This window comes from Streptomyces caniscabiei (assembly GCF_014930365.1).
Lineage (GTDB): Bacteria > Actinomycetota > Actinomycetes > Streptomycetales > Streptomycetaceae > Streptomyces > Streptomyces caniscabiei.
Map to the genome: position 1 here is coordinate 40,068 of NZ_JABXWI010000007.1, position 21,861 is coordinate 61,928.

A 21,861-nucleotide genomic window follows, 5' to 3' on the forward strand; every position below is an offset into this window, starting at 1 on the left:
CGCCGTCAGGGGTGCGGATGTGGTCAGGCTGCCGGTTGTTTGTGGTTGCTCGCGCCCGCGCGGCGGAGTCGCATATGTGACAGCCCCGCGCCCCTGAAAAGCGCCGGGGCGGCCCTCTTGTATGAACGCACCCTCCGCCGCAGCCACCCCTTCGCCCTCATCGCCCCCCGTTCCCAGGCGCGCTGGAGCCTGGTCTCCCGTAGCTCCGCGAACAGGTGCTCGTACTTGCTGACGATGGGGGCCGGGTCGTAGCGGTGGGCGCTCGCGAGGGCGGCCCGGCCCATGGCGCGGCGCAGGGAGGGGTCCGCGGTGAGGTCCAGGATGGCGTCGGCCAGGGCGTGCGGGTCGTCGACCGGGACGAGGCGGCCGTCGACGCCGTCGGTGATGATCTCGGCCGGGCCCAGCGGGCAGTCGGTGCTGACGACGGGGACCCCGCAGCGCATGGCCTCGACGAGGGTCATGCCGAAGGACTCGGCGTCGGAGGCGCTGACCACGAGGGAGGCCCGCGCGAACTCCTCCTCGATGGGGGTGTGCGGACCCATCAGATGGGCCCGGTCGGTGAGGCCGAGGTCCTGGACGAGGGTCTCCAGGCGGCCCTGCTGTTTGCCGCCGCCGTAGATCCGCAGCTGCCAGTCGGGTTCCTTCGCGGCGACCTTCGCGAACGCCTCCAGGAGCAGGTCGAAGCGCTTGCCGCGGGCGAGGCGGCCGGCGGCCGCGATGACGGGGGCCGTGCCGTCCGACGGGGCGACCCCGGCCTCCGGGACGATGTTGGGCACCGACATCACCCGTACGCCCGGCAGTTTCATCCGTGCGCGGTACACCGCCGCGTCCGCCGCCGTCGTCGTGACGACCGCGTCCAGGGTGCGGTAGTGGCGGGCGAGGACCTTGCGGAGCTGCTTGGTGTGAGCGTCGTGGCGCAGGTGTTCCTGCGCGATGCGCAGGGCGCGGCGGGGCGCGAAGCGAGCGAGGTAGACGTTGATGCCGGGGCGGGTGCCGATGACGACGTCCGCGTCGCTGCGGGCCAGATAGGCGCGGACCCGGAGGTCGGTGAGCCGGCTGTACTGGCGGTGCCGCTTGTCCTCGGCCGGGAAGTCCGTCGCGGGCTGCGCCTGGGCGGGATCGCGCAGGTCGGGGCTGTAGAGGCGGATGTCCACCAGGGGGACGATCCGGACCCTCGGGTCGACCGTGAAGCGGGGCTCGTCCAGGTGGCGGGCCATCGAGGCGATCTCCACGTCGTGGTGGTCCGCGAGCGCCGACGCCAGGTTCAGCGTCGTACGGACGGTGCCGCCGATGGCGTAGGCGTTGTGCAGGAGGAACACGATCTTCATGCGGCGGCTCAAGGCCCTACCTTCCCGACGGCGTGAGCGGTGCGGTGATGCAGTTGTACGGAGGTGGGACAGTTGTCCGATGTTGTGGATGGTGGTGCTGGTTTGGCTGGTTCGGACCCTTTGTACTCCATCTGCTCGCTCTGCCCGGGTTCCCGTGCGGCGGGGTGTCACACGGACACGCTGCTCCGGAGGAGTAAGCCGGACGCGCGGTCGGGGTGAGAGGCCGGTAAGAAGGGCCGTCCGGCGCTTGTGACGAGGTGGTGGGCGCCCGTGACCTTGGCAGACTGGTGGGGTGCCCCAGAACGTGCTGCTCGCCGAGGACGACCGAGCCATCCGCCATGCCCTGGAACGCGCGCTGACCCTGGAGGGGTACGAGGTCACGGCGGTCGCCGACGGCGTCGAGGCGCTCGCCCAGGCGCACCGCAACCGGCCCGACGTGCTCGTACTCGATGTGATGATGCCCGGCATAGACGGCCTCCAGGTCTGCCGGGTGCTGCGCGCGGAGGGGGACAGGACGCCGATCCTGATGCTCACCGCGCTGGTGGAGACCGCCGACCGGATCGCCGGTCTCGACGCCGGGGCCGACGACTACGTCGTCAAACCGTTCGACGTGGAAGAGGTGTTCGCCCGGCTGCGGGCGCTGCTGCGTCGGACGGGCGGTTCGGACGGCTTCGCGGCTCCGGCCCCGTCGGCCGTGTCCCCGTCCCCCGGCGCCTCCCCGTCCGCCGGCGCGGCTCCGGACACCGGCGGGCTCCTCACGGCCGCGGGGCTGCGGATGGACGTACAGGCGCGGCGGGCGTGGCGGGGGGCGCGCGAACTGGAGCTGACGCGCACCGAGTTCGACCTGCTGGAACTGCTCGTCCGCAACGCCGGCATCGTCCTCGACCACGCGACCATCTACGACCGGATCTGGGGCTACGACTTCGGCCCCGGCTCCAAGAACCTCGCCGTCTACGTCGGTTATCTGCGCCGCAAGCTCGACGAGCCCGGGGCGGCGGCGCTGATCCACACCGTGCGGGGTGTGGGGTACGCGCTGCGGGAAGACTGAGGGCGGCGCGCGATGCCGCCGCCCCGTGGTGTCCGGGTGGTGCCCCGGCTGCTCTCCCGGCTGAAGCCGGTGCCCTCGCTGCGGGCCACGTTCACCGTGTCGTTCGTGGCGGTGGCGTGTGTCGTCACCGTCCTCGTCGGGATCCTCAGCTACAGCGCGGCGGCGCGGCTGGTGCGGGTCGACGAGCAGACGGTGTTCGCCGAGGTCGTACGTGATCTGCGGGAGTTGGTGGAGCAGGACCCGCTGACGCCGCAGGACTTCGCGACGAGCGACACCGGCGGCCCGCGCGACGACCTGATCCGCTCCGGCCGTACGGACGTCCAGGTGCTCGGCCCGCACGGCGAGATCCTCGACAAGGGCGCCCCCGGCCTGCCCGTCCGTGACGCCGACCGCCGTACGGCCGACGCGGCACTGGCCGGGGTGACGGTGGAGCACGGCGAGGTAGAGGTGGGCAACGATCGCTACCGGGTGGTGACCGTCGCGCTCGGCGGCGGCCGGGGCGCGGTGCAGGTCGCGCAGGAGTTCAGCGACACGGAGGACCTGCTGCGCGAGTTGCAGCAGCGGACCCTGCTGTTCGTCTCCGGTGTCGTCATCTCCGCCGGGTTGTTCGGGTGGTGGCTGGCGCGGCGGCAGACCCGGCGGCTGGTGCAGCTGGCGGGGGCGGCGGAGGACGTGGCCCGGACCGGGCATCTGGGCATCCAGGTGCCGGTGGCGGGGCGGGACGAGGTGGGGCGGCTCGGCCGGTCGTTCGACCGGATGCTGGTCCGGCTGGCCCAGTCGGAGGAGGACCAGCGGCGGCTGGTGCAGGACGCGGGCCATGAGCTGCGCACCCCGCTCACCTCCCTCCGCACGAACATCTCCCTGCTGCGGCGCATCGACGAGCTGCCGCCCCGGGTGCGGGAGGAGCTGGTGGACGACCTCTCCCAGGAGGCCCTCGAACTGACCGACCTGGTCAATGAGTTGGTCGACCTCGCGGCCGGGCAGTCGAGCACCGAGCCGGTGCAGCGGGTGCAGTTGGCCGACCTCGCGGAGGACGTCGCCGGGACCGCGCGGCGGCGCACCGGTCGCGAGGTCGTCGTCCGGGTGGCCGGGGACACGACGGTCGAGGGGCGGGCCGGGGCGCTCCAGCGGGCCGTCTCCAACCTGGTCGAGAACGCGGCCAAGTTCGACCGCGGCGGCATGGGGGCGATCGAGGTCGTGGTAGCCCGGGGGTCGGCGGGGGCCCTCGGTGAGCTGGGCGGTCTGGGCGAGCTGGGCGACCACGGCGAAGTCGGCGGACTGGCCGGTCCGGGCGAGCCCGGCGACGACTCCGACGTCGTCCGCGTCGAGGTCCTCGACCGGGGCCCCGGTGTCCCCGACTGCGACCTCGAACGCATCTTCGACCGCTTCTACCGGGCCCCCGACGCCCGCAGCCTCCCCGGCTCGGGCCTCGGCCTCTCGATCGTCAGAGCCGTGGCCTCCGCCCACGGCGGCGCCCCGTTCGCGTTCCGCCGCGAGGGCGGCGGCCTGGTGACCGGATTCACGGTGCGGGGGGTCGCCGGGGGCCGGGACGGCTGACGGGGCGAGGGCGGCCGACCGGGGGCGGCCGGCGGGCCTCTCGTGGGGGCCGGCACCGTGCGAGCCGGGCGAGCCGCGTCGCGCGGCTCGCGTGGCGTGGGTGGCTCAGGCGGTCGGGTGGGTTGCTCCCGCGCTCCAGCGGCCGAGGAGCGGTTCGCCGAGGGTGCGGGCCGTCCAGCACAGGGTCTGGCCGTGGCGGGTGAAGAGTTCGTCGCGGTCGTCGAAGTGGCCGAGGTCGGCGACGACCCGGGCGGAGAGGTCGCAGGCGGTGCCCGGTCCGGAACCGGCCTCGGCGCCGCAGGCGTCCCACCGGACGCCCGTACGGGCCACCGCGTCGAAGAGGGTCTCGCCGCCCTTGTTGGCGAAGCCGTCGCCGCCCGCGGCCGGGGCGTCGAAGAGCTCGCCGATGGGGACCCAGGCGCCGCTGATCCTGAACTCCGGCCAGGCCAGCAGGACCTGCTCCGGCACGAACGGCTTCAGCCGAGGGAACCGCGGATACCAGAAGGTCCCGTCCACCAGCAGCCCGCGCACCCGCGTCCGCACCCGGACCGCCCGCGCGACCGCCTCCAGCGCCGCCATCCGCTGACTGCACGAGCCACGCCCGAGCCGCAGCGTCCGCGACACCCGCCGGCAATCCTCCACCGAGTACACCGGCCGTACGTCCCGCGCGATGATCCGGTGCGCGCTGCGCAGCGCGTCGCGCGGTGTCGCCTCGCTCAGCACCCGGCGCGCGAGCGCCCCGACCAGCGGATCGTCGTGGTCCAGGATCGCGGTGGCCTGGGTGGAGCCGACCACGCCCGAAGGCTCCCGCACCGCCACCGCGGCCCGTTTGACCTGCACGTTGTTGGACATGAGCAACCGACTGGTCATGACAGTTCCGTCCCCGTACCCGTTGTGTCCGCGCTCCCGGGGGAGCGCCGCCCGTCCCCTGCGGGCGCCCTCCCGCCCATCATCACACGATCCGCCGACCGGCTCGCGGGCCACTCTGGGTGAGGGTCGGGCCGGGGGTCCCGGGCCTTCTCCGACGCGCTTTCGTAGTACTTCCACCGACCCCATTGCGGCGGTGTGAACGTGCCGACTACGGTCATTCCTGCGCTCACGGAGAGTGCTCGAACGATGACTGATGATTACTCACGTGTACCGCCAGTTGAAAGCGCACCCCGGGCCGTCGACACCCGAGGAGGAGCCACAGGCGCGGTAGGGACGCCAGCGAATCCCTTCTCGTCGCAACGGAGTTGATCACCCATGACCGAAACCGCCCGCAGTCTCCGCGCCCCGATCCCCAGCGCCGCCCCCTGGCTCTCGTCCGCGGCGACGACGTACACCCTGTTCTGTCCGTCCCTCGACACCTCACCGCTCATCGCCCGCGACTTCGTCGCCACCGTCCTGCGCGCCCTCGGCCTCGACACCCTCGTCGACGCGGCCGCCCTGTGCACGTCCGAGCTGGTCACGAACGCCTGTGTGCACGCCAAAGGTGGAGGATCGGTTCTCTGGCTGGCGGTGGAGGCCTGGCGCGTCCGGGTCATCGTCTTCGACGGCGACGAGAACCCGCCGGTCATGCGGGAGTTGACCCCGGGCGGCTGGGAGGAGGGCGGCCGCGGCCTCTACCTCGTGGACGCCCTCACCGAGGGCCACTGGGGCACCGCCGCCGGCCACTGGGGCACCGCCGTCGCCCTCCCGCCCGACGGCGGCCTCGTCCTCCCCGACGGCAAGGCGGTCTGGTTCGACCTGGCGGCTCCGAACCAGCGCCCGACGGCCCGGGCCGGACGGCCCGCGGAAACCGGCCCAGGTCCGACGGCCCCCACAAACCGTTTGGGTCCGGTGGCTCCCCCGTATTACATGGCGGGGGACAGGAGTTCGACGGGCTGAGCGGGACGGTGGGGCATGCGGAGCAGGGCCGGGTTTGTCGCGGACGTGTACGGGCTCGTGGGCCGGGCCTGGGAGATGGTGCCCGTCGCACGGGGGGCGTTGGGGCGGATCTGGCGGCTCTCGGACGGGAGCGGTGCGGCATGGGCGGTCAAGGAACTGCTCTTCGGGTGCGACGAGGAACAGGTCGCCCGGGAGGCCGCGTTACGGAACGCGGCGCAGGGGCTCGGGATCGCGGCGCCCCGGTTCCACGCCGACCGGGACGGGGCGTACGTGACACGGCTGCCGGAGTCGATGGGCGGGTCGTACGTGAAGCTGTACGACTGGGTCGACGGGAGCGAGGCGGACCCCCGCGACCCGGAGAACCTCGCCTGGTGCGGGCGGACCCTGGCGCTGCTGCACCGCGCGGGCGAGGGGGCGAAGGAGCCCGTGAACGACTGGTACGAGCGGTGTCCCGGGGAAGCGGACTGGGCCGCGGTGTGCGAGGGCGCCCGGCGGGCCGGCGTGCCGTGGGCGGACACGCTGGAGCGGTTCGCGGCCACGGAGGCGGTGGAACTGGCCCGCCACGTCACACCGTCCGGAGGCGCGGACACCGTGATCTCCCACCTCGACATGCGGCCGCAGAACGTGCTGGTGGGCCCCTCCGGCCCCGCCCTGCTCGACTGGGACAACGCCGGACCCGTCCCGGCGGCCCGTGAACTCGCCCGCGCCGTCCACGTATGGGCCGGCGGCAACGACTTCCGTGCCGACTCCGCCCGCCGGTTGGTGCGCGGCTACCTGGACGCCGGAGGGCCCGCGGTCGTCGAGGGCGTGGAGTCCTTCTCCCTGCTCGTCGCGACGGACCTCAACTACGTCCGCGTGCAGGCCGAATCCGCGATCGATCCGCAGGCGACCCCGGAACAGCGGGAGTTCGCGAGCGGTCAGGTCGCCGGCCTGCTGGGGAACCTGCCGGACCCGGCCGCCGTCTCCCGGCTTGCGCGGGTCCTGGCCGCCGAATGGTGAGGGTCCCGGGGGCGGGAAGGCCTCCGCGCCGCTGCCGTCCCGCCGGGCGTCGGTGGGCCGCGTTCAAGTGGGGGCGTCGGGGGCCGCGTTGAGGGCGTGGTCGTCGGGGGCCGCGTTCAGGTGCGGTCGATGTGGACGTTCGTGGACTTCACCCGGGCCGTGGCCTCCATGCCGACCTCCAGGCCCAGTTCCTCCACGGCCTCCCGGGTGAGCAGCGAGACCAGGCGGTGCGGGCCCGCCTGGATCTCGACCTGGGCCGCCACGTCACCGAGCTTCACGGCGGTGACGATGCCGGCGAAGGCGTTGCGCGCCGACGTGTACGGGACCTCCGCCTCGTCGGCGGCGTCCCGCGCCAGCCGCACCGAGAAGGCCGCGAGGTCCTTCCCGTCGATGAGCCGACGCCCGCTCTCGTCGCGCCGCGTCGCCACCCGGCCCGCGTCCGCCCAGCGCCGCGCGGTGTCGGGGCTGACCCCGAGCAGTCGCGCGGCCTGCCCGATCGTGTAGGACTGCATGGGCGCCAAGATATGCGCCCCGGCGCGCCCACGCCTCAGCGCGCCCCGGCGCCGCGCCGCCCCCGATCGCCACCAGGTCCGTCTTCAGCGCGGGGTGCTTGGTCTTCGGGGTGCCGTCCGGCGTGCCGGGGTGCTCCTCGCCCTGGTACGCCACCGGCTCGGTCCGGTCCGCCGACGGCCGCGCGGCGGCCCCGATCGCGGCGGGCACGTCGATGACGCCGTACCCGTCCAGCGGGCGGGAGAGCATCAGCGCGACGACACCGGAGGCCAGGGCCGTCGCGGGCGAGGTCCCGTCGTCGTCGCGCAGCCGCCGGAACTGCTCGCGCTCATGATGTCGACGCCGGGCGCCGCGACCGCGTTGTACGCCCGTACGGTGGAGAAGGCGGCCCGGGTGCCGTCCTGCTGGAGCGCGGCGACCGCGATCACGCCCGGGTAACCCGCCGGGTACTGGGCGTCGTTGAAGCCGCCGACGACAAGGGCGGAGCACCCACCGCACCCACCGCATGAGCCCCGCACCCGCCGTCCTTCGCCTCACCGCAGCGCGGTCATGAACTTCCCCAACCGGGCGATCCCTTCACGCAGTTCGTCCGAGGAGGCCGCGTAGGAGAGGCGGACGTGGGTGTCGGCGGTGTGTGTGCCGAAGTCCCGGCCGGGTGTGAGGGCCACGTGCGCCTCCCGCAGGGCCCGCTCGCAGAACTGCCAGGAGGTGAGGCCGGTCCCGCTGACGTCGAAGTAGACGTAGAACGCCCCGTCGGGCGGGACCGGGACCGGCAGCCCGATCCGTGCCAGCCCCTCCAGGACGAGCGCCCGCCGCTCGCCGAACTCCACCCGGCGCGCCTCGCACACCGCGAGGGACTCGGGGGTGAAGCAGGCGAGGGCGGCGTGCTGGGCCGGGGCGGAGGCGCAGAGGAAGTAGTTCTGGGCGAGGCGCTCCAGGGCCGGTACGAGGGCCTCGGGGACGACGCACCAGCCGAGCCGCCAGCCGGTCATGCCGAAGTACTTCGAGAAGCTGTTGATCACGACGGCACCGGGGTCGTACGACAGCGCGCTGCTCGGCGGCCGGCCCCGTTCGTCGTGGTCGCCGAGGTCGAGGTAGATCTCGTCGACGAGGCGCCACGCGTCCCGCTCGCGGGCCAGGTCGCAGAGAGCGGCGAGCTCGTCGGCCGGGACGGAGGTGCCGGTCGGGTTGGACGGGGTGGCGACCATGAGACCGCGCGTACGGTCCGTCCAGTGCGCCCGTACCGCCGCCGCGTCCAGCTGGAACCGGCTCGCGGCGGTGGTGGGCACGAGGGTGACGTCGGCGCCGAAGCTCTCGACGATCTGCCGGTTGCACGGGTAGGAGGGGTCGCCGATGAGGACCTCGTCGCCGGGGTCGACGAGCGCGGCGGTGGCCAGCACGAGCGCGGCCGAGGCGCCGGCCGTGACGACGACCCGGCCGGGGTCGACCTCGACGCCGTGCCGGTCGCCGTAGAAGCCGGCGATGGCCTCGCGCAGGGCGGGCAGCCCGAGCGCCGCCGTGTACGTCATCGGCCGCCCGTCCATCACCTCCCGCATGGCCTCCACGACGGCCGGGGGCGCGCCGAAGTCCGGTTCCCCGAGGCTGAGTTTGACGACGTCATGGCCCTGGGCGGTCAGCGCGGCGGCCTGCTTGGCGAACTCCATGGCGTAGAAGGGCTCGACGGCACGGGCCCGCCGAGAGACCCGTACCCCGCCCGCGCTGCCCGCACTGCTGCTCGTGTTGCTCATACGGCCCATGCTGCGGCCCGGGGGGTCCCGGAGGCCAGCGAGGACCGAGGTACGGACAGGTGAGCGCCCCATGGGTCGGGGGTGGCGGTCTCGTCGGCGGGTGCGGGTGAGTGGGGGCTGGTCGCGCAGTTCCCCGCGCCCCTGAAAGACCAGGCCCGCGGGGAACTGCGCGAGAAGCCCCACCGGACCCGCGCCCGCCGGCGAACCCCGCCCCCCACATCCGCTACGCCGTGAGGGCCCCGGCCACCAGGCCCGCCGCCCGGGCCACCAGCGGGTTGTCCGTGGGGCCCGCGGGGTCGTGCTTCGTCGACAGGACGGACAGGACCAGGGGCGGGCGGCCGGGCGGCCAGACGACGCCGACATCGTTGGCGACCCCGTACGCCGTCCCGCCGCCGGTCTTGTCCGCGAGCGTCCAGTCGGCGGGCAGGCCGGCCCGGAACCGCTGGACGTTCGTCGAGTTGGCGATCAGCCAGTCGGTCAGCAGTTCACGGTCCGCGTCCCGCAGGGCCCGGCCGAGGAGGAGCCGCGCGTAGGTCCGGCCGATCGCCCGGGGCGTGGTCGTGTCCGTCGTCCGCCAGGGCTCCGCCGTGTTCAGCTGCGGCTCCCAGCGGTCGAGACGGGTCGTCCGGTCGCCGAGCGAGCGGCAGAAGCGGGTGATCGCGCTCGGCCCGCCCAGCTCGCGCAGCAGCAGGTTCCCCGCCCCGTTGTCGCTGTGCGAGACCGTGGCGGAGCACAGCTCCCCGACCGTCATACCGGCCTCGACGTTCGCGTCGGTGGCCGTGATCGGGCTGTAGCCCGCGGCCTCGGCGTACTCCTTCGTGTAATGGATCCGCTTCGCGAGGTACTCACCGTCGCGGTCGAGGTCCCGTAACACCGCCCCGGCGGCGAGCGTCTTGAACACGGAACAGATCGGGAACCGCTCGTCCGCGCGGTGCGCCACCGTGCGCCCGGTCGCCGTGTCATGGGCGTAGACCCCGAGCCGCGCGGAGTACTCCCGCTCCAACTCGCCCAGTTGCCGGGAGAGCCCCGCGTCGCCGATGCCGGTCGAGGCGTACGCCGCCCCGGAACCGAGCACACCGAGCGCGCCCAGCCCCGCCAGCCCACCGAGGCCGAGCACCGCGCGACGGCGAGGGCGGGGATGTGGACGGGTACCTGTGGTTGCCAAGATCTTCTCCATACCGGTCGTCGTGATCGAGTCGTCGTCGCCGAGTCGTCGTGATCTTTCCCCGACTCGAACTCCGACTCGAACTCCGACTCGTGAAGACGCCACCGCCGTCCCACCGGTTTCTCGTCACGGCGCCCGTTCACCCCCGTCGGGGGTGCCGCGGCGGTACGCCGGGCGGCGCCAGTGCGTAGACGCTGAGCAGGCCCGCCGCACCGAGCGCGCAGTCCACGTACAACGCGGCGGCCCCCGACCCGCCGTCGCACACGATGATGAGGACGATGCCGATCACGAGGACGGCAAGAAAGGTCACGTAGTGGCGGCGAAGTGACGCTGCGAAATCCATCGGCACGTTCTCTCCCTTTCCCGGGACTCCGGCTGAGCTGTCCTCCATTCGACCGGCCGGCCGACCGACGGGTCCAGGGAATCCGACGAGCCTCGATACGCCGGGAAGTAGGCCGGAATATTGGCCTTCTTCAGCGGAATTCGGTGAAGTTCAGCGCCGCCGACGGAAGAGGTGCGAGCATCTCGGCCATCCGGTTCGTGTCCGTCACTTGGGGGGATCGTGGATGGCTACCCAGGTGGTGCGCTGCCGCCCGTGCGGCGGTTCGCCGCGGAGTTGCGACGGCTGCGCATCGCGGCGGGCGATCCGCAGCTCAAGACGATCGCCGCACGGGCCCAGTGCAGCCAGGCGACGGTCTCCGAGGCGCTCAACGGCCGCCGCCTGCCCAGCGAGACGGTCACCCGGCGCCTGGTCGTCGCCCTGGGCGGCGACTGGGCGCACTGGAAGGAGCTGTGGCGGCTGGTCCGGACCGAACTGGACGAACTGAAGCACCACATGCCCGAGGCCCCGCCGAGAACCCTGCGGGCCGACATGGTCAGCTATCCGGACGCCCCCTCCTTCTACCGGGCCGCGGCGGCCGCCATCCGCGCTGCTCGCCGCGAGATCCGGCTCACCTACGTACGGGTCCATCCGCCCGGCCAGTGGCTCAACGCGGAGGCGGACGCCTACTACAAGACCGTGCTGGAGTGGGCCAAGGAGCACGCCGACGGGTCCGCCAGCGTTCGGCGCATCATCGGTGTCCCGGAGCGGGACGGCGTACCGGTGCCTTCCTATCTGGCCTGGCTGCGGGAACACCAGGCGGAGGTCAGGGACGTGTACGCCTACGAGGCACGGGTCATGTCCTGGAACAACTCCTGCTCCTGGCACAACACGGGACTCCTGGACGACTCGGTCACCTTTCTCTCCTTCTCCGGCGCCGGCCGCCAGCAACTCGCCGGGCTCAGCGTCGAAAACCCGGTCTTCCTGGCGCACTACGCGTCCATCTTCGACCAGTCCTGGGGCGCGTTGCAGCCACTCGACGAGTACGTGGCGCGACAGGGTCCTGACCCCTCGCCGTCACCGGGCGCGCCCAGCACATGACGAGGGCGGGGTTCCGGGAACCCCGCCCGCAGTTCATGGAGCCTCGGTCTCGGGCCGGGTCAGGGCCAGACCAGGCAGTACGGCTGGTGGCCTGCCTCGTGGAGGCGGTGGCTGAAGTCCTGCCATTCGTGGAGGAGTTGGTAGACGTTGAACGCGTCGCGGGGGCCGCCGCGGTCCGGGACCGTCGACCAGATGAACGCCGCCGCGCCGACCGCCTCCTCGCCGATGCCGCGCAGCGGGTCGACCACGGTCATCGGGAGCTTGACGACCGCGTAGTCGGGGTGCAGGACGACCAGTTCGAGCGGGGGCACCTTGTGGAGGGGGACGCCTTCGATGCCGGTCAGCACCATCGCGGCCATCGTCTCCGGCTTGATCTTGGTGAACATGCCGTTCATGCCCAGCTCGTCGCCGCCGAGTTCCTCGGGGCGCATCGAGATCGGGACGCGGGCCGCGGTCGCGCCGTCGGGCGCGCCGAAGTATTTGTACGTCACCCCCACCCGACCACCATTCCCGCTCCCCGCCCGGAGCCGGCCCACCACGTGGTCCAGGCCGTCCACCCGGTCCGTGCGGTCCGCGCTCTCGATGCGGTCCGTACGGTCCTTGCGGTCCGCGCGGCTCCTGCGTTCCGCACGCGTCCTGCGATCCACCAGGTCAGGCCGGTCCATCCGGTCCGTCTGATCCATTCCGTCCACACGATTGACACGATCCACATGATCGGCGCGATCCATACGGTCCATACCGTCCATACGGCTGCGCCGCCCGATCCGCTCAGCGCCACCGCTCTGGATCCGGTCGGAGCCCCCGGGCGGGGTCCGCTCGGAGCCGCCGGGCGGGGTCCGGTCGGAACCGCCCTCGGACCGGTCGAGGCCGCTCTCGGAACGGTCGGGACCGCCTTCGGACCGGTCACGTCCGGCCTCGGGCCGATCGGTGCCGGTCGCGGAACGGTCGCCGTCGCCCTGCGCACCGCGTCGGCGACGCGAGCGCGGCGGCACCTCCTGGCGCTGCTCCCGCGAACCGCGCGCGTCGCGTACGTCACGCGCGTCGCGTACATCACCTGCGTCGCGTATGTCGCGCGAGTCGTGGGGGCCGAGCGCGTCGTGAGGATCGTGTGAGTCGTGTGTGCCGTGTGCACCCTGCGGACCGTACACGCCCGGCTGTCCCTGCGGTGCGTACGGGGGCTGTGACCCCGGCGACCCCACGGGCGGCGGCGGTACGGAGGGGAGCGGCGGCACGGGCGGCGTCGGCGGGCCCGCCGGACGGACCGGCGGCGCGCCCTGCGGCCCCGGCGGCGACGACGACGGCTGCGGGCCCGGCCCGGCCGCCCCGCTCACCTCGCCGGGCGCGCTGCGGTCGGTCGACCCGCCCCGCTCCTGCCGGGTCTCCGCGGCCTCTTCCGCCTCGCGCCGGTGCCTGCCCCGCCGGGCACGACGAGGACCGAGGTCACCGGTCCCCTCGCCCAGTCCGCCACCGCGATGCATATCTCCACCCGAACGCATTTCTGGGCCGCGTGACCCCCGCCGCGCAACCCGATCATCGTGTCAGTGACCTCCCCCGCGACCGCTCGCCGAAACGTGTGCGCAAACACCAGTCGGCGGGATCTTCGGAGCCTCTGACACCATGGCCTGTGTGAGCTATCCGTACGAAGCCCCAGTTTCGCAGACTCTTTTCGAGCGCGCGGCGGCCGTCACGCCCGGCGGCGTGAACTCTCCCGTGCGCGCCTTCCGTGCCGTGGGCGGTACGCCCCGGTTCATGGTGTCCGGTACCGGTCCGTATCTGACGGACGCCGACGGCCGCGAGTATGTAGATCTTGTGTGTTCGTGGGGTCCCATGATCCTCGGCCACTCCCGGCCCGAGGTCGTCGCCGCCGTCCAGGAGGCCGTCGCGCGCGGCACCTCCTTCGGCACGCCCGGCGAGGGCGAGGTCGCGCTCGCCGAGGAGATGGTGGACCGGGTCGGGCCGCTGGAGCAGGTGCGGCTGGTCTCCAGCGGGACCGAGGCCACCATGTCCGCGATCCGGCTGGCCCGCGGCTTCACCGGCCGTGCGAAGGTCGTGAAGTTCGCCGGGTGCTACCACGGTCACGTCGACTCGCTCCTCGCGGCGGCGGGCAGCGGCGTCGCCACCTTCGCGCTCCCCGACACCCCGGGCGTCACCGGCGCCCAGGCCGGCGACACGATCGTCCTGCCCTACAACGACCTCGACGCCGTGCGCGCCGCCTTCGCCGCCCACCCCGGTGAGATCGCCTGCGTCATCACCGAGGCCTCCCCGGGCAACATGGGCGTCGTGTCGCCGCTGCCGGGCTTCAACCAGGGGCTCAAGGACGTCTGCGCGGAGAACGGCGCGCTGTACGTCTCCGACGAGGTGATGACCGGGTTCCGTACCAGCCGCGCCGGGTGGTTCGGGATCGACGGCGTCGTCCCGGACCTGATGACCTTCGGCAAGGTGATGGGCGGCGGCTTCCCCGCCGCGGCCTTCGGCGGCCGTGCCGACGTGATGGCGCGCCTCGCGCCCGCCGGGCCCGTCTACCAGGCCGGCACGCTCTCCGGGAACCCGGTCGCGACGGCCGCCGGGCTCGCGCAGCTGCGGCTGCTGGACGAGGCGGCGTACGACACGGTGGACGCGGTGTCCGTCCAGATCCAGGGGCTCGTCACCGACGCGCTCAGCAAGGAGGGCGTCGCGCACACGCTGCAGAACGCCTCCAACATGTTCTCCGTGTTCTTCACGGAGACGCCCGTGCGGAACTACGAGGAGGCCAAGGCGCAGGAGTCGTACCGCTTCAACGCCTTCTTCCACTCGATGCTGTCGCAGGGTGTCTACTTGCCGCCGTCGTCGTTCGAGTCGTGGTTCGTGTCGACCGCGCACGACGAGCGGGCGGTTCAGCGGATCGCCGACGCCCTTCCGGCGGCGGCGCGGGCAGCAGCGGAGGCTTCGGCAGCATGAGTGACATCACGGTCGTCCATCTGATGCGGCACGGCGAGGTCGCCAACCCGGACGGGATCCTCTACGGGCGCCTGCACGGGTACCACCTCTCCGACCTCGGGCGGCGCATGGCCGACCGGGTCGCCGAGCACCTGGCGCCCCGCGACATCACGCGCGTCGTCGCCTCGCCGCTGGAGCGGGCGCAGGAGACGGCGACGCCGATCGCCAAGGCGCATGGGCTCGACCTCGCCACCGACGCGCGGCTCATCGAGGCGGACAACGTCTTCCAGGGCAAGACCTTCGGGGTCGGCGACGGCGCGCTGAAGCGGCCGGAGAACTGGAAGCACCTGGTCAACCCGTTCAAGCCGTCGTGGGGTGAGCCGTACGTCGACCAGGTCGTGCGGATGATGGGGGCGCTCGACGCGGCGAAGGACGCGGCGCGGGGGCACGAGGCCGTGCTGGTCTCGCACCAGCTGCCGATCTGGATCGTGCGGTCGTACGTCGAGCGGCGTCGGCTCTGGCACGATCCGCGCCGGCGGCAGTGCACGCTCGCGTCCCTGACCACGTTCACGTACCAGGGCGACAAAATCGTTTCCGTCGGCTACAGCGAGCCGGCGCGGGATCTTGTGCCGCCGCATCTGCTGGCGGGGGCCAAGGCGGTCAAGGGCAAGGACAAGGCCTTCGGTGCGTGAGCGCTCCGCTTGGGGGCCGGTTGTTGGGTGACTGGTCGGCTGGGGTTGTGGGGGAGCTGCGGGTCCGGTGGGGCTTCTCGCGCAGTTCCCCGCGCCCCTAGAAGATGCGCAGTTCCCCGCGCCCCTGAAAGGCGCCCCGGAGCCCGCGCCCCTGAAAGGCGCCCGGAGCCCGTGCCCCTGGGAAGGCGCCCTGGCCCCGCGCCCGCTGGGAAGGTGCCCAGGCCCTGCGCCCCCTGAATGACCTCGTGCAGTTCCCGCGCCCCTGAACGAGCCCGGAGCCCGCGCCCCTGAAGGAGCCCGGAGCCCGCGCCCCTGGGAAGGTGCCCCGGCCCTGCGCCCCCTGAATGACCTCGTGCAGTTCCCGCGCCCCTGGGAAGGCGCCTGGAGCCCGCGCCCCTGGGAAGGCGCCCGGAGCCCGTGCCCCTGAAGGCGCCCGGAGCGCGCGCCCCTGGGAAGGCGCCCCGGAGCCCGCGCCCCTGGGAAGGTGCTCAGGCCCCGTGCCCCCTGAAAGAACGCCCAGAGCACCCGCCCCTGAAAGCCCACCGGACCTCGCGTTTCCTGAAGGGGCTCGCGCACGGCCCGTCCCCTGAAAGGGCGTCAGAGTTCTTCTTTGATCAAAAGGAACCGTCGCTTCCTTGTGGGCCTCTAAAACGGTGTGCTTCACGTGAACTGGTGCGTGAGCTGACCAAGGGGGACGTAATGCGCGAACTGTCGCGAAGGGGAGTACTGGGACTCGGTGCGGGGGCGGCGGCCGGGCTGGGGCTGACCGGGTGCGGTACGGGGCTCGGGGGGACGCCGAGCCCGGCCGACGGGGCCGATGGTGGTGGCAAGGGCTCGGGGAAGAAGAAGCCGGGGAAGACGGCGAAGCCGCTGGGTGACGGGTCGACCTCGTACACGGGGAAGCAGCCGAACCAGCCGGCGAAGCCGCGGGCGCTGGCGCCCGGCGAGACGCCGCCGCAGTTCGTGGTCTTCTCCTGGGACGGAGCCGGAGACGTCGGGAACGGCCTCTTCGAGCGGTTCTTGAAGGCCGGGCGGGACCACGACGCCCATATGACGTTCTTCCTCTCCGGGATCTATCTCCTCCCCGAGTCGAAGAAGCGCGTGTACCTGCCGCCGAACAACGCACCCGGCGCCTCCGACATCGGTTATCTGACGGACGAGCACATCAAGTCGACGCTGGGGCATGTGCGCACGGCGTGGCTCGACGGCCACGAGATAGGCACCCACTTCAACGGTCACTTCTGCGGCGGCACCGGCTCGGTCGGCAACTGGACGCCCAAGCAGTGGCGCAGCGAGATCGACCAGGCGAAGGCGTTCGTGAAGGAGTGGAAGACCAACAGCGGGTGGACGGACGTCGAACCGCTGCCGTTCGACTACGACAAGGAACTCGTCGGCGGGCGGACGCCGTGTCTGCTGGGGCAGGAGAACCTGCTGCCCACCGCCCGCGAGCTGGGCTGGCGCTACGACTCCTCCTCGCCCGGCGGCCTCCAGGTCTGGCCGAAGAAGAAGCAGGGTCTGTGGGACCTGCCCCTTCAGTCCGTGCCGTTCCCCGGGCGGAGCTTCGAGGTGCTCTCCATGGACTACAACATCATGTACAACCAGTCCCAGAACTCCACCCAGGCCCCGCCCGCCAACTACCCGGCCTACCGCACCCAGGCGACCGGCGCGTACGTCGCCGGGTTCCAGCGGGCGTACGAGACGAACCGGGCGCCGCTGTTCATAGGGAACCACTTCGAGGAGTGGAACGGCGGGGTCTACATGGACGCCGTCGAGGAGGCCCTCAAGCACATCGCGCGGGCCAAGGAGAAGGCCAAGGACGGGGAGATACGGATCGTGTCCTTCCGGCAGTTCGTGGACTGGATGGACGCGCAGACACCGGACGTCCTCGCCAAGCTCCAGACCCTCGGTGTGGGGCAGCAGCCGACGGGCGGGTGGAAGGAGTTCCTGGGGGCCGGTTCAGCCGCCTGACCTGCGGGCATGGGGGCTGTCGACCCCGCCGTAAGCCCCCGAAACGGGCATGCGAAACTTTTCACATGAGTGTCCGTACGAGCCGCAGTCGTGCCGCTTTGCTCTCCGCCGGGGCCGCCGCCCTGGCGCTGACGCTGTCCGCCTGTGCGGGCGGCGGCATCGAGGGCGGTGGCGGCCAGACCGGGTTCATCACCGGCTCCGACGGGATCGCCACGGTGAAGAAGGGGGACCGGGACACGGCGCCCGACCTCTCCGGCAAGACCATCGACGGCGAGCAGCTCGACCTCTCCGCCTACCAGGGCAAGATCATCGTCCTGAACGTGTGGGGTTCCTGGTGCGCGCCGTGCCGGGCCGAGGCACCCAACCTGTCGAAGGTCTCCAAGGACCTCGCCGACCAGGGCGTGCAGTTCGTCGGCATCAACACCCGCGACACCAGCACCCGGCCCGCGATCGCCTTCGAGGAGCAGTACAAGGTCGAGTACCCGAGCCTGTACGACCCCACCGGCAAGCTGCTGCTGCGCTTCGAGAAGGGCTCGCTCAACCCGCAGCTGATCCCCTCCACCCTGGTCATCGACCGGGAGGGGAAGCTCGCGGCCCGCACGCAGCAGGCGCTGAGCGAGGAGAAGCTGCGCAAGATGCTCCAGCCGATCCTCGCGGAGAAGTGACGTGATGGTGTCGGGAACGTCCGATCCGGTCATGGCTGCCGCGCTGACCACGACCGCCGCCGAGCTGAACGAGACCGTCTTCAACGGGGCGCTGCTGCTGGCCCTGCCGATCGCCGTCCTCGGCGGGCTCGTCTCCTTCTTCTCGCCCTGTGTCCTGCCGCTGGTGCCCGGCTATCTGTCGTACGTCACCGGAGTCGGCGGCACCGACCTGGTGGACGCCCGCCGGGGCCGGATGGTGGCCGGGGCCGGGCTGTTCGTGCTCGGGTTCACCTTCGTGTTCGTCTCCAGCGGCGCGCTCTTCGGCTACTTCGGCCGGACCCTGCTGGAGCACCAGGACGTCCTCACCAAGGTGCTCGGCGTCCTGATGATCACCATGGGCCTGTTCTTCATGGGGCTGATGCCCTGGTTCACCCAGCGCGAGTTCCGCTTCCACACCAAGCCCACCACCGGTCTGGTGGGCGCCCCGATACTCGGTGCGCTCTTCGGCATCGGCTGGGTGCCCTGCATCGGACCCACCCTCGCCTCGGTCAACGCCCTCGCCCTCGAACAGGCCAGCGCCGGTCGAGGCGCCCTGCTGATGGTGGCGTACTGTCTGGGGCTGGGCCTGCCCTTCGTGCTCGCCGCGGTGGCCTTCCGCAAGGCGCTCGGCGCCTTCGCCTGGGTCAAGCGGCACTACGCGTGGGTGCTGCGCATCGGCGGCGGCATGATGATCACGATCGGACTGCTCATGCTGACCGGCGCCTGGGACCGCATCGTTCAGGAGATGCAGGTCTGGTCCTCCGGCTTCACCCCTGGGATCTGAGCCAATGACGACGACCGACTCCGGCCGCGAGGCCTCCGGCGAGCGAGAGAACACCGCCCGGCGCACCGGCGGTGGCAAGGGCCGCCCGGCCGACGCGGCGCAGTCCACGGAGAAGGGCCGGACGTCCGGGGAAAGCGGATCCACCGCCCCCGACCGGCCTGCCGCTTCGCCCTCCCCCGCCGATCGTGTCTCCGCCTCCGCCTCCGCCGACGACAACGACCTCGGTGCCGCCGGATCGCAGCTCTCCACCGCCCCGCGGGAGGACGCGCCCAACCTGCCGACGCTCGGGGTGATCGGGTGGGCCCGCTGGTTCTGGCGGCAGCTGACCTCGATGCGGGTCGCGCTCATCCTGCTGTTCATGCTGTCGCTCGCGGCGATCCCCGGCTCGCTGATCCCGCAGTCCGGGCAGGACGAGACCCGGGTCGCCGACTTCATGGAGCGGCACGACACCCTGGGGCCGATCTACGAGAAGCTCGGGCTGTTCCACGTCTACAGCTCGGTGTGGTTCTCGGCGATCTACATCCTGCTGTTCATCTCGCTCATCGGCTGCATCGTGCCCCGCACCTGGCAGTTCGTGGGCCAGCTGCGCGGCCGCCCGCCGGGCGCGCCCAAGCGGCTGACCCGGCTGCCCGCCTACGCGACCTGGCGCACGGAGGCCGAGCCGGAGCAGGTGCGCGAGGCGGCGCTGAAGGCGCTGAAGAAGCGCCGGTTCCGCGCGCACGTCGTCGGCGACGCGGTCGCCGCCGAGAAGGGCTATCTGCGGGAGGCCGGCAACCTCGCCTTCCACATCGCCCTGATCGTGATGCTCGTCGCCTTCGCCTGGGGGCAGCTCTACCGCTCCGAGGGCAACAAGCTGATCGTCGAGGGCGGCGGCTTCGCCAACACCCTCACGCAGTACGACGACTTCAAGTCCGGCAACCTCTTCACCGCCGAGGACCTCAACCCCTTCAGCTTCGACCTCAAGAACTTCCGGGGCACCTACGAGGCGAGCGGCCCGAACAAGGGCACGCCCCGGATCTACGAGGCCTCCATCGACTACGCGGTCGGCGCCGACGGCAAGGAGAAGTCGACCAAGATCGAGGTCAACAAGCCGCTGGAGATCGGCGACTCCAAGGTCTACCTGGTCAGCCACGGTTACGCGCCCGTGATCACCGTGCGGGACGGCAAGGGCAAGGTCGTCTTCAGCGATGCCGCGCCGCTGCTGCCGCTGGACTCCAACGTCACCTCCTCCGGCGCGATCAAGGTCACGGACGGCTACACCAACGCCGAGGGGCAGCGGGAGCAGCTCGGTTTCCAGGCGTTCTTCCTGCCGACGTACGGCGGCAAGAACACGGCCGTGCTCTCGCAGTTCCCCGCGCTGCTCAACCCCGTGCTCAACCTGGAGCCGTACCACGGCGATCTCGGGATCGACTCGGGTGTGCCGCAGAGCGTGTACCGCCTGGAGAAGCGGAAGCTGAAGGCGTACGAGGACTCCAAGGGCGCGCAGGTACGGGAGAACCTGAAGCCGGGGGAGACGATGACGCTGCCCGGGGGCAACGGCACGGTCACCTTCGACGGGGTGAAGGAGTGGGCCGGCTTCCAGGTCACCCAGCAGCCCGGCAGCGGGTGGGCGCTCGGCGGAGCCGTCACCGCGATTCTGGGGCTCGCCGCGTCCCTCTTCGTCCAGCGCCGCCGGGTGTGGGTGCGGGCGGTGACCGGGCCGGACGGGGTGACCGTCGTGGAGATGGCGGGCCTTGGGCGCAGCGAGTCGGCGAAGGTGCCGGAAGAGTTGGGTGACCTGGCTGCCATCGTCCACGCCGAAGCGCCCACTGCCGCTGAGCCTGAGCTTGACAGCGAGCCGTCGGCTGCGGTTGAGGCCGAGGGCGGTGACGCTGACCGGCGCTTGCAGGGTGCCGCTGCGCCCACCCGTGCCGCCCCAGCGGCACGATTGCCCGCAGAGAGTGCGGGCACGACATCGCCCTCCCCCCAACCCCCAGTCGTACCCTCCGAAGGGGCTGAGAAGTGACTCTCGCCGCCGCCACCAACGAAAACCTCGCGAACCTCAGCAACACGCTGATCTACTCCGCGATGGCCGTGTACACCCTGGCCTTCTTCGCCTACATCGCCGAATGGCTCTTCGGGAGCCGCAGCAAGGTGGGCCGGACGGCCGCCGCGCTGACCGCCGAGGGTGGTGGCGCCGCGGCGAAGAAGGCGGCCGCGCCCGCGGTGACCGTGAAGACGGCCGGCGGCACCGACGTGCTGGAGCGGCCGAAGGTGGTCGTACGGGCCGTGTCCGGCTCCCGTGACGTGCCGGACGGGCCCGGCGCCCACGGCGGGGACGAGCAGGGCGACCTCTACGGCCGTATCGCCGTGTCCCTCACGGTGCTCGCCTTCCTCGTGGAGTTCGGCGGGGTGCTCACGCGGGCGCTCTCGGTGCAGCGGGCGCCGTGGGGCAACATGTACGAGTTCAACATCACCTTCTCCACCGTGGCCGTCGGGGTGTACCTCGCGCTGCTGGCGTTGAAGAAGAACGTCCGCTGGCTGGGGCTGCCGCTCATCACGACCGTCCTCCTCGATCTCGGTCTCGCCGTCACTGTCTTGTACACCGCCAGCGACCAGTTGGTTCCCGCCCTGCACTCGTACTGGCTCTACATCCACGTCTCGACGGCGATCTTCTGCGGCGCCGTGTTCTACGTCGGCGCGGTCGGCACGATCCTGTACCTGTTCAAGGACTCCTACGAGAGCAAGCTGGCGAGCGGCGGCCGGCCGGGCCGGTTCGCGACCTCGGTGATGGAGCGGCTGCCCGCCTCGGCCTCGCTCGACAAGTTCTCGTACCGCGTCAACGCAGCCGTCTTCCCGTTGTGGACGTTCACGATCATCGCGGGCGCCATCTGGGCGGGCGACGCGTGGGGTCGCTACTGGGGCTGGGACCCCAAGGAGACCTGGTCGTTCATCACCTGGGTCGCCTACGCCTGCTACCTGCACGCCCGTGCCACGGCCGGCTGGAAGGGCCGCAAGGCCGCGTACATCGCCATCGCCGCGTTCGCCTGCTGGCTGTTCAACTACTACGGCGTCAACATCTTCGTCAGCGGCAAGCACTCCTACGCCGACGTCGGCTGAGTCCGCCGAGGAACACACCGAAGGCCGGTTCCCTTGTGACGTGAGTCACGGGAACCGGCCTTCGGCGTACGGACA

21 protein-coding genes are annotated in these 21,861 nt (G+C 71.9%); 13 read left to right on the plus strand and 8 right to left on the minus strand.

Features of this window, described 5'->3' with window-relative positions; translation table 11 throughout:
• Positions 1-23: 23 nt before the first annotated feature.
• Positions 24-1,328, minus strand: coding sequence for a glycosyltransferase family 4 protein (locus HW837_RS20105; protein ID WP_193381995.1), 1,305 nt, complete (start codon positions 1,326-1,328; stop codon positions 24-26).
• Between the two features lie 292 nt (positions 1,329-1,620).
• Here HW837_RS20105 and HW837_RS20110 point away from each other — a divergent pair, with 292 nt between their 5' ends.
• Both HW837_RS20110 and HW837_RS20115 read left to right on the plus strand, forming a co-directional pair.
• Positions 1,621-2,376, plus strand: coding sequence for a response regulator transcription factor (locus tag HW837_RS20110; RefSeq protein WP_093789526.1), 756 nt, complete (start codon positions 1,621-1,623; stop codon positions 2,374-2,376).
• 12 nt (positions 2,377-2,388) lie between these two features.
• Entirely contained in the window at positions 2,389-3,933 is a 1,545-nt protein-coding gene (locus HW837_RS20115) for a HAMP domain-containing sensor histidine kinase (RefSeq protein WP_045559302.1), read from the plus strand.
• Positions 3,934-4,038: 105 nt separating this feature from the next.
• On the opposite strand, the gene HW837_RS20120 is transcribed toward HW837_RS20115, so the two are convergent.
• Entirely contained in the window at positions 4,039-4,803 is a 765-nt protein-coding gene (locus tag HW837_RS20120) for a transglutaminase domain-containing protein (protein ID WP_193381978.1), read from the minus strand.
• A gap of 375 nt (positions 4,804-5,178) precedes the next feature.
• On the opposite strand from HW837_RS20120, the gene HW837_RS20125 reads away from it, so the two are divergent.
• Together HW837_RS20125 and HW837_RS20130 are read left to right on the plus strand one after the other, a co-directional pair.
• Positions 5,179-5,802, plus strand: coding sequence for an ATP-binding protein (locus tag HW837_RS20125; protein WP_234442625.1), 624 nt, complete (start codon positions 5,179-5,181; stop codon positions 5,800-5,802).
• Positions 5,803-5,817: 15 nt separating this feature from the next.
• Positions 5,818-6,801 (plus strand): phosphotransferase enzyme family protein, encoded by a 984-nt coding sequence (locus tag HW837_RS20130; RefSeq protein WP_045559304.1) that lies wholly within the window; start codon positions 5,818-5,820, stop codon positions 6,799-6,801.
• A 116-nt stretch (positions 6,802-6,917) separates the two neighbouring features.
• Here the strand turns inward: HW837_RS20130 and HW837_RS20135 are convergent, their stop codons facing one another.
• From HW837_RS20135 to HW837_RS20155, 5 genes are all read right to left on the minus strand, one after another.
• Complete coding sequence (locus HW837_RS20135; RefSeq protein ID WP_045559305.1) at positions 6,918-7,313, minus strand: TOBE domain-containing protein; 396 nt, start codon at positions 7,311-7,313, stop codon at positions 6,918-6,920.
• A 246-nt stretch (positions 7,314-7,559) separates the two neighbouring features.
• Positions 7,560-7,829 (minus strand): S8 family serine peptidase, encoded by a 270-nt coding sequence (locus HW837_RS50370; RefSeq protein WP_390623567.1) that lies wholly within the window; start codon positions 7,827-7,829, stop codon positions 7,560-7,562.
• Positions 7,830-7,844: 15 nt separating this feature from the next.
• Positions 7,845-9,059 carry a pyridoxal phosphate-dependent aminotransferase gene (locus HW837_RS20145; protein WP_177261810.1) on the minus strand — a complete coding sequence of 405 codons (1,215 nt, stop codon included), beginning with the start codon at positions 9,057-9,059 and terminating at the stop codon, positions 7,845-7,847.
• A gap of 223 nt (positions 9,060-9,282) precedes the next feature.
• Entirely contained in the window at positions 9,283-10,176 is an 894-nt protein-coding gene (gene bla, locus HW837_RS20150) for a class A beta-lactamase (RefSeq protein WP_045559307.1), read from the minus strand.
• A gap of 187 nt (positions 10,177-10,363) precedes the next feature.
• Positions 10,364-10,567 (minus strand): hypothetical protein, encoded by a 204-nt coding sequence (locus tag HW837_RS20155; RefSeq protein ID WP_045559308.1) that lies wholly within the window; start codon positions 10,565-10,567, stop codon positions 10,364-10,366.
• Between the two features lie 219 nt (positions 10,568-10,786).
• Here HW837_RS20155 and HW837_RS20160 point away from each other — a divergent pair, with 219 nt between their 5' ends.
• On the plus strand, positions 10,787-11,644 hold the full coding sequence (locus HW837_RS20160; protein WP_193381981.1) for a helix-turn-helix domain-containing protein: 858 nt from the start codon (positions 10,787-10,789) through the stop codon (positions 11,642-11,644).
• Between the two features lie 59 nt (positions 11,645-11,703).
• Here HW837_RS20160 and HW837_RS20165 read toward each other — a convergent pair whose 3' ends face one another.
• A complete protein-coding gene (locus HW837_RS20165) occupies positions 11,704-12,141 on the minus strand; it encodes a hypothetical protein (RefSeq protein WP_003974483.1) in 438 nt (145 codons plus the stop codon).
• 213 nt (positions 12,142-12,354) lie between these two features.
• On the opposite strand from HW837_RS20165, the gene HW837_RS20170 reads away from it, so the two are divergent.
• The 8 genes from HW837_RS20170 to ccsB all read left to right on the plus strand — a co-directional run bounded on the left by HW837_RS20170 (position 12,355) and on the right by ccsB (position 21,786).
• Positions 12,355-12,756: a hypothetical protein gene (locus HW837_RS20170; protein ID WP_193381982.1), complete on the plus strand. Its 402-nt coding sequence runs from the start codon at positions 12,355-12,357 to the stop codon at positions 12,754-12,756.
• A gap of 505 nt (positions 12,757-13,261) precedes the next feature.
• Entirely contained in the window at positions 13,262-14,581 is a 1,320-nt protein-coding gene (gene hemL, locus HW837_RS20175) for a glutamate-1-semialdehyde 2,1-aminomutase (RefSeq protein WP_193381983.1), read from the plus strand.
• Entirely contained in the window at positions 14,578-15,252 is a 675-nt protein-coding gene (locus HW837_RS20180) for a histidine phosphatase family protein (protein ID WP_045559311.1), read from the plus strand. Before hemL ends, HW837_RS20180 begins: the two co-directional genes overlap by 4 nt.
• 699 nt (positions 15,253-15,951) lie before the next feature.
• A complete protein-coding gene (locus HW837_RS20185; protein WP_045559312.1) occupies positions 15,952-17,220 on the plus strand; it encodes a polysaccharide deacetylase family protein in 1,269 nt (422 codons plus the stop codon).
• Between the two features lie 65 nt (positions 17,221-17,285).
• The gene (locus HW837_RS20190) at positions 17,286-17,885 is read left to right on the plus strand and encodes a TlpA family protein disulfide reductase (RefSeq protein WP_045559313.1); all 600 of its coding nucleotides are present in this window, start codon (positions 17,286-17,288) and stop codon (positions 17,883-17,885) included.
• Between the two features lie 31 nt (positions 17,886-17,916).
• Complete coding sequence (locus tag HW837_RS20195) at positions 17,917-18,687, plus strand: cytochrome c biogenesis CcdA family protein (RefSeq protein ID WP_193381984.1); 771 nt, start codon at positions 17,917-17,919, stop codon at positions 18,685-18,687.
• 4 nt (positions 18,688-18,691) lie between these two features.
• Complete coding sequence (gene resB / locus HW837_RS20200; RefSeq protein WP_193381985.1) at positions 18,692-20,692, plus strand: cytochrome c biogenesis protein ResB; 2,001 nt, start codon at positions 18,692-18,694, stop codon at positions 20,690-20,692.
• Complete coding sequence (gene ccsB, locus HW837_RS20205) at positions 20,689-21,786, plus strand: c-type cytochrome biogenesis protein CcsB (protein WP_193381986.1); 1,098 nt, start codon at positions 20,689-20,691, stop codon at positions 21,784-21,786. Before resB ends, ccsB begins: the two co-directional genes overlap by 4 nt.
• The last annotated feature ends 75 nt before the right edge of the window (positions 21,787-21,861 follow it).

Excerpts from the sequence above, each read along its gene's own strand:
- HW837_RS20135 (WP_045559305.1), bottom strand. The coding sequence starts at position 7,313 with ATGCAGTCCTACACGATCGGGCAGGCCGCGCGACTGCTCGGGGTCAGC.
- HW837_RS20180 (WP_045559311.1), top strand. The coding sequence starts at position 14,578 with ATGAGTGACATCACGGTCGTCCATCTGATGCGGCACGGCGAGGTCGCC.
- HW837_RS20125 (WP_234442625.1), top strand. The coding sequence starts at position 5,179 with ATGACCGAAACCGCCCGCAGTCTCCGCGCCCCGATCCCCAGCGCCGCC.
- HW837_RS20115 (WP_045559302.1), top strand. The coding sequence starts at position 2,389 with ATGCCGCCGCCCCGTGGTGTCCGGGTGGTGCCCCGGCTGCTCTCCCGG.
- HW837_RS20155 (WP_045559308.1), bottom strand. The coding sequence starts at position 10,567 with ATGGATTTCGCAGCGTCACTTCGCCGCCACTACGTGACCTTTCTTGCC.
- HW837_RS20120 (WP_193381978.1), bottom strand. The coding sequence starts at position 4,803 with ATGACCAGTCGGTTGCTCATGTCCAACAACGTGCAGGTCAAACGGGCC.
- resB (WP_193381985.1), top strand. The coding sequence starts at position 18,692 with ATGACGACGACCGACTCCGGCCGCGAGGCCTCCGGCGAGCGAGAGAAC.
- HW837_RS20185 (WP_045559312.1), top strand. The coding sequence starts at position 15,952 with ATGCGCGAACTGTCGCGAAGGGGAGTACTGGGACTCGGTGCGGGGGCG.
- HW837_RS20170 (WP_193381982.1), top strand. The coding sequence starts at position 12,355 with ATGATCGGCGCGATCCATACGGTCCATACCGTCCATACGGCTGCGCCG.
- hemL (WP_193381983.1), top strand. The coding sequence starts at position 13,262 with ATGGCCTGTGTGAGCTATCCGTACGAAGCCCCAGTTTCGCAGACTCTT.
- HW837_RS20105 (WP_193381995.1), bottom strand. The coding sequence starts at position 1,328 with ATGAAGATCGTGTTCCTCCTGCACAACGCCTACGCCATCGGCGGCACC.
- HW837_RS20195 (WP_193381984.1), top strand. The coding sequence starts at position 17,917 with ATGGCTGCCGCGCTGACCACGACCGCCGCCGAGCTGAACGAGACCGTC.
- HW837_RS20145 (WP_177261810.1), bottom strand. The coding sequence starts at position 9,059 with ATGAGCAACACGAGCAGCAGTGCGGGCAGCGCGGGCGGGGTACGGGTC.
- HW837_RS20130 (WP_045559304.1), top strand. The coding sequence starts at position 5,818 with ATGCGGAGCAGGGCCGGGTTTGTCGCGGACGTGTACGGGCTCGTGGGC.
- HW837_RS20190 (WP_045559313.1), top strand. The coding sequence starts at position 17,286 with ATGAGTGTCCGTACGAGCCGCAGTCGTGCCGCTTTGCTCTCCGCCGGG.